This window comes from Raoultibacter timonensis, assembly GCF_022845715.1.
Lineage (GTDB): Bacteria > Actinomycetota > Coriobacteriia > Coriobacteriales > Eggerthellaceae > Raoultibacter > Raoultibacter timonensis.
The window spans coordinates 1,966,065-1,983,168 of record NZ_AP025564.1 but is presented as its reverse complement, the minus strand read 5'-3'; the positions used below and the strand labels follow the sequence as shown (position 1 = coordinate 1,983,168).

General features: G+C 61.4%; 17 protein-coding genes and 4 tRNA genes. 5 read left to right on the top strand and 16 right to left on the bottom strand.

Annotation, left to right across the window (positions count from 1 at the left end):
- Positions 1 to 8: 8 nt before the first annotated feature.
- Genes MWL89_RS08070 through MWL89_RS08060 form a run of 3 tightly spaced genes read left to right on the top strand, consistent with a single transcriptional unit; the run spans position 9 to position 1,527 of the window.
- A complete protein-coding gene (locus MWL89_RS08070; protein WP_244412556.1) occupies positions 9 to 350 on the top strand; it encodes a hypothetical protein in 342 nt (113 codons plus the stop codon).
- Positions 351 to 370: 20 nt separating this feature from the next.
- Positions 371 to 619, top strand: a complete 249-nt coding sequence (locus tag MWL89_RS08065; RefSeq protein WP_102378180.1) for a chaperone NapD — start codon at positions 371 to 373, stop codon at positions 617 to 619.
- A gap of 8 nt (positions 620 to 627) precedes the next feature.
- Positions 628 to 1,527 carry a 4Fe-4S binding protein gene (locus tag MWL89_RS08060; protein ID WP_102378181.1) on the top strand — a complete coding sequence of 300 codons (900 nt, stop codon included), beginning with the start codon at positions 628 to 630 and terminating at the stop codon, positions 1,525 to 1,527.
- A 107-nt stretch (positions 1,528 to 1,634) separates the two neighbouring features.
- Here MWL89_RS08060 and MWL89_RS08055 read toward each other — a convergent pair whose 3' ends face one another.
- From MWL89_RS08055 to MWL89_RS08045, 3 genes are all read right to left on the bottom strand, one after another.
- Complete coding sequence (locus tag MWL89_RS08055; RefSeq protein WP_102378182.1) at positions 1,635 to 2,285, bottom strand: response regulator transcription factor; 651 nt, start codon at positions 2,283 to 2,285, stop codon at positions 1,635 to 1,637.
- Positions 2,282 to 3,472: a GAF domain-containing sensor histidine kinase gene (locus MWL89_RS08050; RefSeq protein WP_244412555.1), complete on the bottom strand. Its 1,191-nt coding sequence runs from the start codon at positions 3,470 to 3,472 to the stop codon at positions 2,282 to 2,284. Before MWL89_RS08050 ends, MWL89_RS08055 begins: the two co-directional genes overlap by 4 nt.
- Positions 3,473 to 3,755: 283 nt before the next feature.
- A tRNA-Val gene (locus tag MWL89_RS08045) sits at positions 3,756 to 3,830 on the bottom strand.
- Between the two features lie 158 nt (positions 3,831 to 3,988).
- On the opposite strand from MWL89_RS08045, the gene MWL89_RS08040 reads away from it, so the two are divergent.
- Together MWL89_RS08040 and MWL89_RS08035 are read left to right on the top strand one after the other, a co-directional pair.
- A tRNA-Gly gene (locus MWL89_RS08040) sits at positions 3,989 to 4,064 on the top strand.
- Positions 4,065 to 4,129: 65 nt separating this feature from the next.
- Positions 4,130 to 4,203, top strand: a tRNA-Cys gene (locus MWL89_RS08035).
- Between the two features lie 99 nt (positions 4,204 to 4,302).
- Here the strand turns inward: MWL89_RS08035 and MWL89_RS08030 are convergent.
- The 13 genes from MWL89_RS08030 to uvrC form a co-directional block, all read right to left on the bottom strand.
- A complete protein-coding gene (locus MWL89_RS08030) occupies positions 4,303 to 4,755 on the bottom strand; it encodes an 8-oxo-dGTP diphosphatase (protein WP_102378184.1) in 453 nt (150 codons plus the stop codon).
- Between the two features lie 136 nt (positions 4,756 to 4,891).
- Positions 4,892 to 5,584, bottom strand: a complete 693-nt coding sequence (locus MWL89_RS08025) for an HAD family hydrolase (protein WP_244412554.1) — start codon at positions 5,582 to 5,584, stop codon at positions 4,892 to 4,894.
- Between the two features lie 105 nt (positions 5,585 to 5,689).
- On the bottom strand, positions 5,690 to 6,598 hold the full coding sequence (locus MWL89_RS08020) for a cation diffusion facilitator family transporter (protein WP_102378186.1): 909 nt from the start codon (positions 6,596 to 6,598) through the stop codon (positions 5,690 to 5,692).
- Positions 6,599 to 6,687: 89 nt separating this feature from the next.
- Positions 6,688 to 6,776 (bottom strand) — tRNA-Leu (locus MWL89_RS08015).
- A 73-nt stretch (positions 6,777 to 6,849) separates the two neighbouring features.
- The gene (secG, locus tag MWL89_RS08010; RefSeq protein ID WP_102378187.1) at positions 6,850 to 7,101 is read right to left on the bottom strand and encodes a preprotein translocase subunit SecG; all 252 of its coding nucleotides are present in this window, start codon (positions 7,099 to 7,101) and stop codon (positions 6,850 to 6,852) included.
- A gap of 74 nt (positions 7,102 to 7,175) precedes the next feature.
- Complete coding sequence (gene gpmI / locus MWL89_RS08005) at positions 7,176 to 8,729, bottom strand: 2,3-bisphosphoglycerate-independent phosphoglycerate mutase (RefSeq protein ID WP_244412553.1); 1,554 nt, start codon at positions 8,727 to 8,729, stop codon at positions 7,176 to 7,178.
- A gap of 10 nt (positions 8,730 to 8,739) precedes the next feature.
- The gene (gene tpiA, locus MWL89_RS08000) at positions 8,740 to 9,513 is read right to left on the bottom strand and encodes a triose-phosphate isomerase (RefSeq protein WP_244412552.1); all 774 of its coding nucleotides are present in this window, start codon (positions 9,511 to 9,513) and stop codon (positions 8,740 to 8,742) included.
- A gap of 29 nt (positions 9,514 to 9,542) precedes the next feature.
- A complete protein-coding gene (locus MWL89_RS07995) occupies positions 9,543 to 10,727 on the bottom strand; it encodes a phosphoglycerate kinase (protein WP_102378189.1) in 1,185 nt (394 codons plus the stop codon).
- 186 nt (positions 10,728 to 10,913) lie between these two features.
- Positions 10,914 to 11,915, bottom strand: a complete 1,002-nt coding sequence (gap, locus tag MWL89_RS07990) for a type I glyceraldehyde-3-phosphate dehydrogenase (protein ID WP_102378190.1) — start codon at positions 11,913 to 11,915, stop codon at positions 10,914 to 10,916.
- A 188-nt stretch (positions 11,916 to 12,103) separates the two neighbouring features.
- Positions 12,104 to 13,033: a DNA-binding protein WhiA gene (gene whiA / locus MWL89_RS07985; protein WP_102378191.1), complete on the bottom strand. Its 930-nt coding sequence runs from the start codon at positions 13,031 to 13,033 to the stop codon at positions 12,104 to 12,106.
- Positions 13,012 to 14,136, bottom strand: a complete 1,125-nt coding sequence (locus MWL89_RS07980; RefSeq protein WP_102378192.1) for a gluconeogenesis factor YvcK family protein — start codon at positions 14,134 to 14,136, stop codon at positions 13,012 to 13,014. The genes whiA and MWL89_RS07980 overlap by 22 nt, the downstream gene beginning before the upstream one ends.
- Entirely contained in the window at positions 14,133 to 15,089 is a 957-nt protein-coding gene (gene rapZ / locus MWL89_RS07975; RefSeq protein ID WP_425226283.1) for an RNase adapter RapZ, read from the bottom strand. Before rapZ ends, MWL89_RS07980 begins: the two co-directional genes overlap by 4 nt.
- A complete protein-coding gene (uvrC, locus tag MWL89_RS07970) occupies positions 15,086 to 17,077 on the bottom strand; it encodes an excinuclease ABC subunit UvrC (RefSeq protein WP_244412551.1) in 1,992 nt (663 codons plus the stop codon). The genes rapZ and uvrC overlap by 4 nt, the downstream gene beginning before the upstream one ends.
- Positions 17,078 to 17,104 lie beyond the last annotated feature (27 nt).

Sequence of the window (17,104 nt, the reverse complement as noted above, 5' to 3'; positions counted from 1 at the left end):
AGCCGATCATGAAAAAGCGCATTATCACGACCTGCTTGTGCCTCGCCGTCGTCGGCTCGCTCGGCCTCTTCGCGGGATGCTCCGAAAGCGGTGCCACGCCCTCGGGCACCTCGGATCCGAAAGCGGGCGCCCTCGGCGCGCCTGCCCTCCAGCCCGCAGACCACGAGGGCAAGTTCGAGCGCGGCGGCTCCAATATGTGCTACGGATGCCACGGCAACGGCTCGCTCGCCAACCCCCAGCTGACCGGAGCCGTCATCATCCCCGAAGACCACTACGTCGACGGGAGCTACGACTCCAAGGAGCTCGACCCCATCCGCGCGGAGTGCATCACCTGCCATCCGGTCGCCTAGCGGCCAGAAAGGAACATCCCATGGTTATCTCAAGCCTCGTCGTCGACGCCGTGCCGGGCACCGAAGACGCCATCGCGCAGAGCCTCGCCGCCATCGACGGCGTCGAGGTCCACAACAGGGAGGAGAACCGCCTCGTCGTGACCATCGAAGCCGAAACGGTCGACGCCTCGCATGCGGTCGCAAGCAGCTTCATCGAGATCGACGGCGTCATGAACATCAACCTCGTCTACGCGAACTTCGAAGACGATCCCAGCCTCAGAAAGGCTTGAGGCGAACCATGAGTACCGAAGCATCGGGCAGATCCCCCCGCAAACGCTGGCTTACCGCACGCAGAATCGTGCAAACAGGCGTGCTGATCGCCTTCGCGGCCCTCGTTGTCGCAAGCGGGTGGGGTCTGTTCGGGCTCGTCCAAGGCGGAGACGATCCCGTACCCACACCCTCCGACATGCCCTTGTACGGCACGCTTTCGTCTTCCCACCTGCTGGGCCTCGATCTGCTCGACCCGTATGCCGTGCTCCAGATAACCGCCGCGTCGAAAAGCTTCTCGTTCGACTGGCTGCTTTTCGCTCTGCCGATACTCGTTTTGTACGCAGCCGTTCGGGGCAGGGCGTTCTGCGGCTGGGTATGCCCGGTGAACCTGCTGCTCGAAGGCGTCGACTGGCTGCGGGGGAAACTCGGTTTGAAGGTTGCCGAGCGCACCGTTCCCCGCCACGCCAAGCTCGGGATCGCGCTCGCGGTCATCGTCGCCTCCGCGGTGACCTCGGTTCCCGTGTTCGAGGCGTTCTCGCCGATCAGCGCCGTGAACAAGGGGATTCTCCTTGGAAGCGTTGCCGGGCTCTGGGTGCTTGTCGCCATCGTCGTGCTCGAGCTGTTCTGGAGCCATCGCGTATGGTGTCGCGCCCTCTGCCCGCTCGGCGGCTTCTACGAAGCGGTAGGGCGGCTCGGATTTCTCAACGTACGCATCGACCCGAAGGCCTGCATCCACTGCAACGCCTGCAAAGAAGCATGCCTGGCCGACCCCGAGATCCTCGATCCCATCCTGCTCGAGCAGGCGATGTACGTGAGCGCGGGAGACTGCATGGTGTGCGGAAAATGCGTCGACTCCTGCCCCGCGAAAGCGCTTTCGATCGAACCGGGGCTCGATCATTACCGTGCCCGTCCAAGGCGCAGCCGATAGACGGAAAACCGCAGCGCCGTCCGCCACGAGGGGAAACGCAGGCCAGAATAACAGCGGCTCCCGTGTTTTCCCTTGCGTGCGCCGCCGTTCGTACGGCGGCCGGCACCCTATATATCGAGCAGCTTGTGCGCCATCGCGTAGGCGACGAGATCCGCCCGCGTCTTGAGGCCGAGCTTCGCATATATCTTGCTGCGATGGGCTTCGACGGTTTTCACCGAAAGGAATATCAACTCCGATATCTCCTTGTTGGTATACCCTTTCGCCAGAAGCTGCAAGATCTCGAGCTCGCGCGTCGAGAGCTTCTTGTAGGAAGCATCGGCATCTTTGCCCCCCTCGGTAGCGAACAGCTGCTTGGTAAGGCTCGCGGCCATTTTGGGGTGGATGTAGGTTCCGCCCCCGACAACCGATTTGACGGCTCCTAAAAGCTCGTCGGAACTCGAGTTCTTGAGCACATAGCCCGAAGCGCCGCCGCGCAGCGTAAAGTACAGGTACTCGGGTTCGGCGAACATGGTGACGATCACGATGCGCGTTGCGGGATGGTCTTTCGCAATGCGCTCGCAAGCGACAAGGCCACTCTGTCCCGGCGGCATCGAGATGTCCATGAGAAGCACGTCGGGCTTCTCGCGCGCCACCACTTCGTACGCCTGCATGCCGTCGGCCGCCTCGCCGACTACCGCCATGTCGGGATCCTGTTCGATCAGCATCCTGAAACCCGATCGGACGATTTCGTGGTCGTCGGCCAATACGATCCTAATCATGCAACCCCCCCATCCATGCCCATGGGGGCGACGAGCGTGACCGTCGTGCCGCTTCCCCCCGATTCGATCGACAGCGTTGCGCCGATCAGATTGGCTCGTTCCCTCATACCCGGCAACCCGCATCCGGACCCCCGTATCTCGGGACTGTCGACGTTGAAGCCGCGTCCGCTGTCGGAAACGCTCACATGGAGCCATCCGCCCGCGTTTTCGATCGAAACGTGGATCTTATCGGAATCGGAGTACTTGCAGGCGTTGAGGATGGCTTCCTGGCATATGCGGTAGGCCTGCGTTTCCAAAGCCTGGGGAAATCGCTCGGTCGTCAAATCGCCTTCGAACACGATTTCGGCTCCGTAGGTCTTTTCGAATATGGCAGCCTGCGAGCGAAGGGCCGAAGCGAAGCCGAGATGGTCGAGTGCCGAAGGCCGTAGCTCGACCGTGATGTTGTGGAGCTCGTCGAGGATTCTTTCGATGTTGGAGCCCGCCTCGTCGATAATGGTGCGCTCCTGCTCGCTTCCCACCATGCCGTGCAGGCGCTTGAGGGAAAACGATACCGACCAGAGCTCCTGGGCGATGCCGTCGTGCAGCTCGCGGGAAATCCGCTTGCGTTCGTCTTCCTGGGCACCGATGATGCGGGTGATCTCGGAATGGGGTATCGGCGCATCGCTCTTGGCCGGGCGTTTCTCTTCGACGATCTTTTCGAAGTTCATGAAGCCTTCGGATACGACCTCGAGGTCGCAGATCGTGCCATCGAGGTCGTCGATCATACGCCGGTACACATCGACATGGTTTTCGTCGACCGAACGGAACGCAGCGAGCAGCGAGCCCACTACGCGCCCGCCTTTCTTCAGCGGCAAGGCGCAGAAGCTCCGGAGGTCCTCCGCGAACACGATAGGGTACGAAGAGTACTCCTGAGGGTCGATCTCCTCGTCGATGTCGGTGAAGAGCATGGGCTTACCGGATTTGATGACGATGCCGCCGATGCCGTGACCGGGGGCCAGTACGATGCGCTTATGGCGCTCGCCGGTTGCTCCCGCGCTGTATATCCACTTCAACGGGGCGCCGACGAAGGCGGTCAGCCCGATGGCGACGAAGTCGAACCCGTAGCGCTCGCAAACCTTCGACACCGCCTGCGTGTACTCGGCGCAAGCGCCGGCAAGCGTATCTTCCGGAAAATTCGATGCAGCCATATATCCCCGTCCGTGCCCGTACCCGATTATTCTGCCTGTTCCATGATAGCACTTGCGCTCGGCATGCAACCAGATCGGACGCGGTGCGGGCGAAAAGGCGGACCGCCGCGCTAAAACGCGGACAGGCGAACCCGCTTCCGCACGAGTCCGGCGTCGAATCGGCGTAAGAGTTTCCGCTCTACATCGGCGGCATCGAGAGAATCAGAGCGGCAAAGACGGCGATAGCCGACTTGGCGGAAAACGAAAAGGAGCCTTCGATCGGTGAAGGCTCCTTCGATATCAATGGTGGGCGATAGAAGATTTGAACTTCTGACCCCTACCGTGTCAAGGTAGTGCTCTCCCCCTGAGCTAATCGCCCGCTTTGACGCATCGCGTAGGCGTTGCGCACCAGCGAATGGATATACTACCAGATTGAGCGCTTCTGGCAAAGGATATTTTGAAAAATCTTATCTGAGAATTTTTCAAAAAAAGGGCTTGCGCTCGGTGGTCGGTTTCAGTATCATATCTCCTTGCGTTGCGGACGTGGCTCAGCTGGTAGAGCACGACCTTGCCAAGGTCGGGGTCGCGGGTTCGAACCCCGTCGTCCGCTCCATCGTAGATTCGGGCCGGTCATTCATAACTGTGTATGGCCGGCCTTTTCGATGAAGACGCACGCATGGCGACGTGGCCAAGTGGTAAGGCAGAGGCCTGCAAAGCCTTCACCCCCGGTTCGAATCCGGGCGTCGCCTCCAGAAATTCCCTGAACGCCTTCGGGCGTTTTTTCATGTCCTGCCCTTGCCGGTTTGCCGCCGTCTCGGGCAGTCGACGGCTTCGGAACGATCCCGCGCGCTCTAGTGCAGCTCGAACCAGCTGTTCCCGTCTTTGCCGGTGCGGTACATGAACTCCTGCAGTTCGGTTGAATCGAATACGGCGAGCAGCTCCCTGAAATCGGGGACAAGCGGATACGAATCGATATCGGCGCGTTTGATCCAGCGCATTTTACCCTCGGCCGACGACGAGAGCTCGCCCGAGAATTCGGAGGTCTTGAATAGCAGCGCGATATAGCGCTCGTCGTCTTCCGACTGAAACTGCTTGACGCCGCAGAGACGCGGGTGCTCGATGGTGAGACCGGTCTCTTCCCATATCTCGCGCTTCACCGCTTCAACGAACGATTCGCCGTGCTCGACATGGCCGCCGGGAAACGTCACCCCGGGCCAGTTTTCGGCCACGCGATCCTGCAGAAGAATCTCGTCGTCTTTGTACACCATGCACAGCACGGTTACGATTGCCTGTTCGCTCGCCATATCAGCACGCTTTCGTCGCACGCGGCCGTCAGCCGCCCTCCGTTCAATATACCACCGTTACGCCCGGCTTCGGACGAAGCGGCGATCCGCAATCCTCCGATTACCCGTCGTTTGCGAAACCGTTGCCGACGCGCGCTCAGAAGCGCTCGACAAGCTCGGCGAGCGATCGCACGGTTGCATACCCGCAGTCCTCGCAAGCTCCCGCCCTGTCGACGATGATCGGCCTTATGCCCGCGGCTTCGGCTCCCCTGCCGTCGGCATCGGGACGGTCGCCCACATGAACCGCCTCCCCCGCTTCGATGCCCATCCGCTCCATTGCGATGGTGAAGATCATGGGATTGGGCTTGCGGTATCCCACATCGGCCGACGAAACGATCTCATCGAAGTACGGAGCCATTCTGAGGCCCCTGATAAGGCTCTCGAGGTTCGAAGACCAATTGGATACGATTCCGAGCCTCAGATGGCGTCTCTTCAGCTCCTTGAGGCATGGCAGGACATCGTCGAGTATCCGCCAGTGCGCCGGCCGGCAATAGGATTCGTTCACTTCCCGGGCTATCCCCTCGGCATCGTGGCCCAAGCCCGTCAGGTGGCTGAGATAGCGGTACATGTCGAGGTACATCTCGACCGACCCCTCGGGAGAACACCAAAAATCGCCGTCCCTCAGATACTCCTCTTCGTAGAAGCGGTTCACAGCGGGAAGATGGACGCTCACCTCGGCCCGCTCGAGTTCATGGCCGCGTCGGGCGGCAACCTCGTGAAAGGCGCCGTCGATATCGGGGTCCGCATCGATAAGCGTCGAGCCCACATCGAAAAACACCGTCTTGATCACGCTTTCTCCTCCGCTCGCAACCAGTTGTTCGAATCCGTAACGAACGATGCGCGCATCGTTCGATCGATCGGAGCACGCCGAGCCCCGCAGTCCTCGTGGCCGCGCTCAGTCCTCGTGGCCGTCGTCGGGTTCGATATGCACGAGAACTTCGATAACCTGGGGGTAACGCAGCTTGATGGCATCTTCGACCTGCTCGCTCAGGTCGTGCGCCGCGCCTACCGTCATGTCTTCGTCTACGCAGACGTGCAGATCGACGTACACTTCGCCCTCGGTGCCCCTCGTTCGGATGCGGTGCGCCTCCTTAACGCCGGGAATTCCCATGACGAACGCTTTCAACTCGTCTTCGGGAATGCGCGCATGATCCGAAAGCGTGGCGAGCGCATGCTTGAACACGTCGTAAGCGGTCGCCAGGATTGCGACGGTGACGATGAGCGCGACGATCGGATCGGCCGCGGGAAAACCGAGCGCCACGAAAACGAGCCCGACGATGACGCCCACCGACACGAGCGCATCCGACAGCGTATGGCTTGCATCGGCTGCGAGGACCTCGCTTTTAAGCTCTTTTCCTCGCCGTCTCTCGTAAAACGTGACGCCGAGATTCACGCAGAGCGTCACGATCATCACGACGAACGAAAACGGCGTGACATCGGCCGTATAGTTTCGAGATACGAGCTTCACGACGGCGCTGCTTCCAACCTCGAAGGCGGCGAGCAGCAGCAGGATGCCGATGGCGAGGCTCGCGTAGGTTTCGAACTTCGCATGCCCGTACGGATGGCTTTCGTCGGCGGGGCGCGATGCGAGCGCGATGCCGATAAGCCCTATGACGTTTCCCGCCGAGTCGAATACGGAATGGATGCCGTCTGCCTGCATGGCGGCCGAGCCGGTTGCTGCTCCGTACAGGTACTTGGCGGCCGCTACACCGAGGTTCAGAAACAGGATGACCCATAAAACGCGCCTGATCGAGCGCATGCGATCGGATACGGGAGGTTTTGCCAGCATCGCCGTTCTCGCCATGATCCCTTCCTTTCGCCCGTTGCGTCCAAGACCAGCTCGGACTGCCTGACTATACGAAAAAGGGAGTCCGTAGACTCCCTTCGATTTCCTGGTGTCGGAGGCGGGATTTGAACCCGCACACCCGTAATGTGGGCACTAGCACCTCAAGCTAGCGTGTCTGCCGTTCCACCACTCCGACGTATGCATTGCTCAAAAGCAACGTTGGATATTCTACCAAAACCTGAGCCGTTGTACAGAACTTTTTTCAACTATTATCGGATAGTTCCGTGGGGATAGATGATCATGAGCACCAAAAGCGAGAGCAGGAATACAACCGCGAAGATAATCGTGATGCGATCAAGGTTTTTCTCCACGATGCTCGTACCCGTTTGTGTCGAGTAGACCGAGCTGGCGATCATGTCGGAAATGCCGGTGCCCTTACCCGAGTGCAACAAGATGAATATGATCAAGCCGACGCCCGAAACAACCAGCAAAACCAGCGTGATAATCAACAAGGGGTTCAACGTATCTCTCTCCTCAAAACCGTACTTCTCTGCATTCGCTCACAAGTTATCGATTATAACCGCATGCTGCACCTTTACGCAAGTAGGCTTTTGCCCGTCATCTCGGAAGGCGCACATAACCCGATCAGCTCGAGCAGCGTCGGTGCGATATCGCACAGCGCACCCCTTTCGTCGGCGAGTTGGCGCCCCGTTTCGGCGTAGTCGATCAAAACGAGGGGGACGAGCGCCGTGGTGTGGGCCGTGAAGGGCGTACCGTCTTCGGCGAGCATCTTGTCGGCATTGCCGTGATCCGCCGTCAGAAGCGCAACGCCGCCCTTTTCCCGCAGCGCAGCAAGCACCTCGCCCACACCCGCGTCGACCGCTTCGACCGCTTCGATCGCAGCGGGAATGCTTCCGGTATGCCCCACCATATCGCAGTTTGCAAAGTTGACCAGGTATACGTCGGCTTCGTCGGCGCGTATGGCAGAGGCGAGCGCCTCAGCCACCTCCGGCTCGCTCATCTCGGGCTGCAGATCGTAGGTCGCAACCCTCGGGCTCGCTACGAGCTTGCGCACCTCCTGGGCCTTCGGCGCTTCGACTCCCCCGTTCAGGAAGAAAGTCACGTGCGCGTACTTCTCGGTCTCGGCTATGTGGTACTGGACGAGCCCCGACTCTGCAAGCACGTCGGCAAGCACGTTTCGGGGGAATTCCTTCGCAAACGCAATCGGCGCGCCGATGGTCGGATCGTACTCGGTCAGGCAGACGAACGAAACGCGAGGATGCGCTTCCCTCTCGAAACCCGCGAAGTCTCCATCGGTAAACGCGCGCGTCAGCTCGCGGGCGCGATCGGGCCTGAAGTTGAAGAATACGACCGAATCGCCGTCGCGTACGCCCCGCTCGTCGAACGATACGGGCTCGAAGAACTCGTCGGTCACGCCGGCGTCGTAGGACGCGCGCATCGCATCGACGGGGTCGATCGCCGAATACGGCTCTCCCCCCACGATCGCTCGGTACGCCCGCTCGACGCGCTCCCAGCGGTTGTCGCGGTCCATCGCGTAGTAGCGCCCGTCGATCGATCCGATGGACAGGGCGGTTTTGTCCGTGGAAATGCGCTCCATCTCGCCTTCGAGCTCCTCGATGAACCCAAGGCCGCTCTTCGGCGGCACGTCGCGCCCGTCCATGAAGCAATGCACGCGCACCTCGGGAACGCCCATCGAAGCGGCAAGCTCCAAAAGCGCGTAGAGATGTGCGTTGCTCGAATGCACGCCGCCATCCGAGAGCAAGCCCATGAGGTGGAGCACCGCCCCCGGCTTCGACGCGTTCTCGTACGCGTTCCGTATAACGGGGTTCTCGGGCAGCGAACCGTCACGGCACGCGCGGTTGATCCTCGTCAGCTCCTGGTACACCACGCGCCCGGCGCCGATGTTCAAATGCCCGACCTCCGAATTGCCCATCTGCCCGTCGGGCAGGCCCACCGGTTCGCCCGAAGCATCGAGAACGGTTTTCGAGCACATGCCGAACAGTTCGTCGAGCACCGGCGTCGAGGCAAGGGAGATCGCGTTGCCGTCGCCGGGTTCGGCCAAGCCGAACCCGTCCATGATGATGAGGCACGCGGGAAGCGTCAGATCCCGTTTTTCTGCAGAGGCCATGGATGCGCTCCTACAGGCAGGCTTTGATAAGCTGCACGAACGTTTCGGCCTTGAGGCTGGCACCGCCGACGAGTCCTCCGTCGATGTTCTCCATGGCCATGAGCCCCTCGACGTTGCCGGGGTTCATCGAACCGCCGTAGAGCACGCGCATGTCTTCGGCCGTTTCGGCATCGGCGATTTCGGCCACCGTACGCCTAATGGCCGCGCACACCTCGTCGGCCTGTTCGGGCGTAGCGGTGCGGCCCGTGCCGATCGCCCAGATCGGCTCGTAGGCAACCACGCATGCGGCTACCTCGTCGGCATCGAGTCCCGCAAACGCCGCGCGCACCTGGGCGCACACGAACTCGAGCGTCGTTCCCTCTTCGCGCACGGCAAGCGATTCGCCGACGCATACGATAGCGCCGAGATCCTCGGCGATGAGCGCCTTGACCTTCTTGTTGACGGCCTCGTCGGTCTCGCCGAACAGCTCGCGACGCTCGGAGTGGCCGACGATCGAATAGGCGCAGCCGATCTCCTTTATCATGGGCACTGAGATTTCGCCCGTGAACGCCCCCGAAGGCTCCCAGTACACGTTCTGGGCAGCAACTTTGATCTTGACCTTGTCGAAGTCGAGCACGGTCTTTGCGGGTTTGAGATCCGTGAACGGCGTGCACAGCACGATCTCGACGGCGTCCTCCCACTCTTTCTTCTCGTACTGGTTGGAAATCTCCTGCGTGAGGACGACGGCTTCGGAGATGGTGTTGTTCATCTTCCAGTTTCCGGCCATCATGGGGATGCGCGCCATGTTCATCATTCCTTTCGCTTGCTATGCGTTCATCGGAGGGCTTCGACGCCGGGCAGGGCCTCGCCCTGGACGAGTTCCATCGAAGCGCCGCCGCCCGTCGAGATGAACGTCATTCTGCTTCCCAAATCGAATTTGTTGACAGCCGCTACGCTATCGCCGCCGCCGATGATGGTATCGGCTTCTTGGTTTTCGGCGACGGCCACGGCAACGGCCTTGGTGCCGGCCTCGAACGCCTTCATCTCGAAAACGCCCATGGGGCCGTTCCAGAATACCGTTTGCGCCCGAGCTATCGCCTCGGCGTAGAGCTTCGCGGTCTCGGGACCGATATCGAGGCCCATCATATCAGAGGGCATCGCGTCGGTCGAAACGGTTTCCGTCTTGGCATCTTCCGAAAACGCATCGGCCGCAATTACGTCGACCGGCAGCAATATCTCAACGCCGGCTTCCTTAGCGCGGGCAAGCGTCGCCGCGGCGCGCTCGATCCAATCCTCTTCTTTGAGGGAGGTGCCCACCTCTTTGCCCGAAGCGAGCAAGAACGTGAAACACATGCCGCCTCCGACGATGAGCGTGTCGCACTTTTCGATGAGCGCATCGATGACCTTGATCTTGTCCGACACCTTCGAACCGCCGAGTATGGCAACGAACGGGCGCTTCGGCTTCTCGAGCATGCCCGTAAGCGTCGAGACCTCCTTCGAGAGCAGGTACCCGGCATAGGCGGGCAGAAGCGATGCGATGCCCGCAGTCGAAGCATGGGCTCGATGCGCCGTGCCGAACGCGTCGTTCACGTACACGCTTCCGAGGCTGGCAAGTTCTTCGCAGAACGCCGGATCGTTTTTCTTCTCGCGGGAATCGAAGCGTAGGTTCTCGATCAGCAGTATCTGCCCGTCTTCGAGCGATGCGGCTTTCGCTTGAGCGTCCTCGCCTACGGTATCGGCAGCGAACACCACCGGACGCCCGAGAAGCTCGCTCAAGCGGCGCGCAGCAGGCCGGAGAGAAAAGGCCTCCTCGAAGCCCGTACCCGAGGGACGCCCCAAGTGGCTCATCAGGATGAGCCGAGCGCCCTTGCCCGCAAGGTAATCGATAGTGGGCAGCGCGGCCCTGATGCGGGTGTCGTCGGCCACCTCGCCGTCTTTGAGCGGGACGTTGAAATCGACGCGCACGAGCACGCGCTTGCCGGCAACGTCTGCCGATTCGAGGGTTTTGATATCGGACATGGAACAGCCTCCTTGATACATGATCGAAACGCACTATCGCAGGTTCGCCGAAGCCATCAAGAAGCCCCGAGGTGCCCGAGATTGCCACGAGGGCCCGGCGATGCGCGCTTTCGCACGCGAACCGGGCCCAAAGCGACAAGATTGGGTGCCTCGGGGCTTTGCAGCGTCGGCTTGAGTTCTCACCCGTTAGAGCAGGATCTTCGCCAAATCCTTCACGCGGTTCGAGTAGCCCCACTCGTTGTCGTACCAGGAAATGCACTTGGCGAAAGTACCCTGGCCTCCCATGACCATAGTGAGCTTGCTATCGAAGACCGAGGAGTGGGCGTCGCCCACGATATCGACCGATACGATCGGATCTTCGGTGTACTCGAGAATACCCTTCATCGGACCCTCGGCAGCCGCCTTCATGGCTGCGTTGATCTCCTCGATCGTCGCCTCACGCTCGAGTTCGACCGTGAGGTCGACCATCGATCCGTCGGGAGTGGGAACGCGGGTTGCGAATCCGTCGAGCTTGCCTTTGAGCTCGGGAAGCACGAGCGACACCGCGCGGGCGGCACCGGTGGTGGTCGGGATCATGGACAGCGCAGCGGCACGGGCGCGGCGCAGGTCCTTATGGGGAAGATCGAGGATCTTCTGATCGTTGGTATAGGAATGGATCGTATTCATATAACCGCGCTTGATGCCGAACGTGTCGAGCAGAACCTTGGCGAACGGGGCGAGGCAGTTCGTCGTGCACGACGCGTTCGAGATGATGTTGTGCTTGTCCTTATCGTAGTCGCCGTCGTTGACGCCCATGACGATGGTGATGTCCTCGTTCTTCGCGGGAGCGGAGATGATGACCTTTTTCGCGCCGGCCTCGAGATGTGCGGCGGCTTTCGTGCCGTCGGTGAAGAAGCCCGTCGATTCGACGACGATGTCGACGCCGAGCTCGCCCCAGGGGAGATTTGCGGGCTCGCGCTCGGAAAGAACCTTGACCGCACGGCCGTCGGCGACGAATCCGTCTTCGGTCACCTCGACGGCGTCGAATGCGCGTCCATGGATGGAATCGTACTTCAGCAGGTGGGCCATCGTCGGAATGTCGCCCAGATCGTTTACGGCGACCACTTCGAGCTCGGGATCGTTCGCCATCGCACGGAACACCAGACGGCCGATGCGACCGAATCCGTTAATACCTACCTTGGTTGTCATTCGTATCCCCTTTCCATAAAGATACTCAAGCGGGCCTGCGTCTTCGAGGCAATGGTACCCTTGCAGGCAACAAAGCCCCTATAACCGCAGGCATTCCCACAAAAAAAGCATCCGAACCAACGGGCTTCGAGACGCTTCGCACGCGCCGATGCCATCCGCGGCGGATGGCCTCGGTTGCGGATTTCAGTTTAATCCCCAAGCTCCTTGGCCATCTGCTCAATACGGCGAACGCGGTGATACACCGCCGATTTGGACAGCGGAGGATTAGCTTTCTCGCCGAGCTCTTTGAGCGTGGCATCGGGATTGGTTACCCGCAGCTTGATGAATTCCTGCAATGCGGGCGGCAGGTTCTCCATCCCGTAGGCATCGACCACTTTGCGGATGGCGAATATCTGATCGACCGAAGCGTTGGCGGCTTTCGCCTGGTTGGCGATCTCGGCATTGGTGATGCGGTTCACATCGTTGCGCACGCTTTTGATGACCCGTTCGTTTTCCATGGAGAGCGCACTGTGATGAGCTCCGACGAACGCGAGGAACTCGAGGATCGCCGTACCGCTCTTCAGGTACACCATGTACGAGCTTCTCCGCTGCATGACGCGCGCGTTGATCCCCTTGCTCGCCATAAGCTCGACAAGCCCCTCGGCAAGGCTTTCCGACTCCACCGTGATCTCGAAGTGGAAATCGCCGCGCGGGTTCGAGATGAACCCGCTGCCGAGAAACGCGCCCCTCAGATACGCCGCCGCGCAGCACTGCTTTTCTACGAGTTCGGGCATTATGCCCATCTCGAGGCCCTCCCCGGACAGTACGCCCATGTCGCGCAGCGCACCTTCGAGCTTGGGCTGCGTCGGCACTTCGATGAGGTAGTTCGGCGTTTTGTGCAGCACGCTTCTGCGTACGGTGAGGTTGGTCTTGAGCTCGTATATGCCGTGCAGAAGCTTGATCACGAGGCGCGCAACGCTCGGTACGTCGGTCGCTATCTCGATGCGGTAGCGACCGGGGCCGCCGAAGAAGAGCGTACCCTCGATGCGCACGAGCGCCGCAAGCGTCGCCTTGTCGCAGTGGCTGCACATCGGGGCAACGCGTGCGAGCTCGTCTTTCACCTCCGCGGTGAACGACATAGTCTCATCACCCCCGCAAACGCAGCCCTAAGCGCACGGGGATCATGCCATGTCGGGCGCTGGGGATCGACGAGGTTGCGCGCTACGACCACGGGGCCCTCCGCCTGTATCGCCTGCACGTCGGCGTAGGATACCGCAACCGGACGGACGCGCCCCGAAAGCTGGGCGTCGCCAAGCTCCGACATCGTCGAAACCCTGTCGCCTTCCCCCACCGCTGCATTGTAGCTTTCCGAAAGCGCGTCCTCGGGGCGCAGCGGTTCGGGTGCGTGCACCAAGACGTAATCGAGCAGGCCGCGCATACCGTGGTCCATGAGCGCCGAGACGTGCTCCTTGGCAGACAGGCCCCACGTCTCCCCCTGCATGTCGGCAAGCGAGCACACGAACAGGGTGCGCCCCTTCGAGGTCTTGATCGCCTCGACGATGCCGGGAACGAGCAGGTTCGGGATGATCGAGGTGAACAGCGACCCCGGCCCGAGCACGATGAGATCGGCGTTGCGAATGGCCTCGAGCGCGGGGCCGTAGGGTTCGGGCTCCCTGCTGGCCTGCAGCCATACGTACTGGAGCGCCGTCGACGATCGGCAGGCGTTCGCCTGGCCCATAAGGCGGGATCCGTCGCGCGTCTGGGCGCACAGCGTCACGCGGTCGAGCGTAGACGGATAGACGCGTCCGCGCGCATCGAGCAGCTTTTCGCAGATGGCGATGGCTTCGGGAAACGAGCCTGTCGCATCCTCGAGCGCCGAGAGCATGAGGTTTCCGAGCGTATGGTTCTGAGCGAACTCGAATCGGTATTTGAAAGCGCGGGTGAGCGGGTCGTTCGCATCGGCGGCGAAGGCGGCAAGGCACTTGCGCACATCGCCGGGCGGCGTCACGTTCGCCTCTTCGCGCAGGATGCCCGTCGAACCCCCGTCGTCGGCCATCGCCACGACGGCGCTCGTCTCGAACCCCATGGAGAGCAACGTGCGGATGGACACCGGCGCACCCGTTCCTCCCCCGATCACGACTGCGCGTATATGCTGATTCCCCGAAACGAGCGGTTCGGATCCGCTGATGGCCGCAAAGGCGGCCGTGTTGGACGGATCCTGGCTGAACGGATGGCCCATCATTGCAGGCTCCGTTCGCCCTTGCCCGTTTCCGCAAGCGACAGATCACGATGGGCGATGCTCACCCGATAGCCCTTGGCCTTGAGGTACTCTCCCGTCGACTCCGCTATCGCAACGCTGCGATGCTGGCCTCCCGTGCAGCCGATGGCGATGGCGAGCTGTTGCTTGCCCTCCGCCACGTATCCGGGCATGACGCAATCGAGCAGAGAGCGCCACTTCTTTTGAAACTCCTCGGTTTCGCTGCGGTACATCACGAAATCGCGCACCGGGGCGTCGAGGCCGGTCAGGCGTTTCAGCTCGGGCTCGTAGTACGGGTTCGGAAGGAACCGCACGTCCATGACGATATCGGCGTCGAGCGCCGCGCCGTGTTTGAATCCGAACGAGTAGACCGTCACCGTGAGTGCCGCGCGCTCGTCGCCTTCGGAGAACAGCGAACGGATGGTGTTCTTAAGCTTCTGGGGCAGCATGTCGGTCGTGTCGATGAGGTCGCTCGCCGTATCCTTGACGGCCCGCAAAAGGCTCCGCTCCTGCTGGATGCCCTGGCCGATCGTCATGCCCTCGCCGCACAGAGGATGGCGGCGCCTGCTCGATTTGTAACGCGCGATGAGCTTGTCGTCGTCGGCGTCGAGAAACACGAGACGGTAGGCAACGCCGCGTTTCTTGAGATCGTCGAGTTCGCACATGAGGTCCGAAAAGAAATCGCGGTTGCGCGCATCGCATACCACGGCGAGCCTGCGCGCCGCATCGGGCTGCCCCGGCATCCCCTCGAGCGCAAGCAGCGTTCCGATCAGGCTTGCGGGAAGATTATCGATGCAGAAGTAACCGAGATCCTCGAATGCGTGCATCGCTTCGGTACGGCCCGCGCCGCTCATGCCGGTCACGATGACGAGTTCGGGCATGATGCGAGCGTCTTGCTCTGAACAGGATGCTCCGTCTCCGATGGCGGTTTCGTTCATGATGCCTCCTCGGTTGGGTGTTTGTCGTGTACGAATTCCGCGCCTGCCCGCGCATCTTCGCCTTCGGCGGGCTGCTCGGTGTTTTCCTTCTCATTATACTGCCTGAGCACCGCGTACAGCTCTTCGGCGACTTCGACGGGTACGGCGCGCGACGCCTTGATCTCCTCAAGCGATGCCGCCTTGAGGTTGCGAAACGATTTGAACGCCTTCATGAGCGCCTTCTTGCGCACGGGGCCCAAGCCCACCACGTCGTCGAGCACACTTGCCGTCATGCCCTTGCCGCGCAGTTCGCGGTGGAACGTGATGGCGAATCGGTGCGCCTCGTCGCGGACCTGCTTGACGAGGTAGAGGGACGACGACCCGCTCGGCAGCACCACAGGGCCCGTATCCTGCCAGGGGACGAACAGCTCCTCGTCGCGCTTTGCAAGGCCGGCGAGCGCGATGTCGTCGATGCCGAGCTCGTCGAACATGTCGATCGCCGCGGAAAGCTGCGGCTTGCCGCCGTCGAGGATGATGAGGTCGGGCTTGCTGCCGAACCGTTCGTCGGCCATCCGCTCGGGCGAATAGCGGCGTCCGAGCACCTCCTGCATCGAGAGGAAGTCGTTCGCCTCGTCGAGCGGGGTCTTGATCTTGAACCGTCGGTACTGGTTCTTGTCGGGCTTGCCGTTGGTGAACACGACCATCGAGGCCACCGTGTAGCTGCCGTGGATGGTGGAGATGTCGAAGCACTCGATGCGCATCGGCGGCTCGTCGAGCGCAAGGGCGCTCTCGAGCTGCAGCAGCGCGTCGTTGATGCGCTTGTCCTCGTAGTTGGTGCGCACCTTGTAGCGCATGAGCGCGTGCTTCGCGTTGGTCTCGGCCATGTCGAGCAGATCGGCCTTCTCCCCTTTCCGCGGGGCGGTGAGCCTGACCTTCGCCCCGTACGGGCTCGCGAGCTTCTCGGTCAGCCATTCCTGCATGACCTCCGCGTCGTCGGGCTCGTCGCGCACGATGACCTCGTGAGGAACGGATGTGGTCGTGTCGTAGTAGCGCAGAAGGAACACGTGCACGAGATCTTCGTCGGGAACGTCTTTGCCCTTGTTGAGGATGAATTCGTTGCTGTTGATGATACGGCCTTCGCGGATCATGAACACGTTGACTCCCGCGATCGTTTCCTCGCGGAACACGCCTACGACATCGGCGTTGAGGTTGCGCGAAGAAACCGCATGCTGCTTGTCGCACAGCGAATTGATCGTACCGATGCGGGATTTGATGCGCGCCGCCCGCTCGAAATCGAGCTCTGCGGCCGCCTCCTGCATTTCCGCTTCGAGCTCCTCGACGAATTCGCGGTGCGAGCCCGAGAGGAACCGCTCGATGCGCTTGACGTTATCGCGGTACTCTTCGGGCGTGATGCCGCCGCAGCAGGCGCCGGGACCGAGCCCCACATGGGCGTCGAAGCACGGCTTCACGCCGTCGGCTCCGAGGAACGCCCCGAGGTCCTCGCTCTCGAGCTTGCGCTTCATGCGGCGCCAATCGGCGCACGAGGTCGAGCACAGCGGCACGACCCTGCGTGCGATGTCCACCATCTCGCGCGCGGCGCGGCTGTCGGTGTAGGGGCCGAAGTACTTGGTGTCGGCGCGGTGCTTCTCGCGCGTGTACTTGATTGCCGGGAACACGTCGCCTTTGGTGAGCGCGATGAACGGGTAGCTCTTGTCGTCCTTGAAGTCGGCGTTGAAGTACGGCGAGTACTGGTTGATGAGGTTCTTTTCGAGCACGAGGCTCTCGTGCTCGTTTTCGGTCACGAGGTAGTCGAACGAGTCGATCTGGTCGACGAGCAAAGGGATCTTCGCGCGATCGTCCTGGTAGTTCACGTACTGGCGCATGCGCGCACGGAGCTGCTTGGCCTTGCCTACGTAGATGACCTGGCCCGACTTATCCTTCCACAAGTATACGCCGGGCAGCGCCGGTACGCTCGCGAGTTCGTTTTTGATGCGTTCGAGTTTTTCCATGTTGCCAGTATACGATATAGGGCAAAC

Coding starts and splice junctions, on each gene's coding strand:
- MWL89_RS08070 (WP_244412556.1), top strand. CDS start 9: ATGAAAAAGCGCATTATCACGACCTGCTTGTGCCTCGCCGTCGTCGGC.
- MWL89_RS08065 (WP_102378180.1), top strand. CDS start 371: ATGGTTATCTCAAGCCTCGTCGTCGACGCCGTGCCGGGCACCGAAGAC.
- MWL89_RS08060 (WP_102378181.1), top strand. CDS start 628: ATGAGTACCGAAGCATCGGGCAGATCCCCCCGCAAACGCTGGCTTACC.
- MWL89_RS08055 (WP_102378182.1), bottom strand. CDS start 2,285: ATGATTAGGATCGTATTGGCCGACGACCACGAAATCGTCCGATCGGGT.
- MWL89_RS08050 (WP_244412555.1), bottom strand. CDS start 3,472: ATGGCTGCATCGAATTTTCCGGAAGATACGCTTGCCGGCGCTTGCGCC.
- MWL89_RS08030 (WP_102378184.1), bottom strand. CDS start 4,755: ATGGCGAGCGAACAGGCAATCGTAACCGTGCTGTGCATGGTGTACAAA.
- MWL89_RS08020 (WP_102378186.1), bottom strand. CDS start 6,598: ATGGCGAGAACGGCGATGCTGGCAAAACCTCCCGTATCCGATCGCATG.
- gpmI (WP_244412553.1), bottom strand. CDS start 8,729: ATGGCCTCTGCAGAAAAACGGGATCTGACGCTTCCCGCGTGCCTCATC.
- tpiA (WP_244412552.1), bottom strand. CDS start 9,513: ATGGCGCGCATCCCCATGATGGCCGGAAACTGGAAGATGAACAACACC.
- MWL89_RS07995 (WP_102378189.1), bottom strand. CDS start 10,727: ATGTCCGATATCAAAACCCTCGAATCGGCAGACGTTGCCGGCAAGCGC.
- gap (WP_102378190.1), bottom strand. CDS start 11,915: ATGACAACCAAGGTAGGTATTAACGGATTCGGTCGCATCGGCCGTCTG.
- whiA (WP_102378191.1), bottom strand. CDS start 13,033: ATGTCGTTCACCGCGGAGGTGAAAGACGAGCTCGCACGCGTTGCCCCG.
- MWL89_RS07980 (WP_102378192.1), bottom strand. CDS start 14,136: ATGATGGGCCATCCGTTCAGCCAGGATCCGTCCAACACGGCCGCCTTT.
- rapZ (WP_425226283.1), bottom strand. CDS start 15,089: ATGAACGAAACCGCCATCGGAGACGGAGCATCCTGTTCAGAGCAAGAC.
- uvrC (WP_244412551.1), bottom strand. CDS start 17,077: ATGGAAAAACTCGAACGCATCAAAAACGAACTCGCGAGCGTACCGGCG.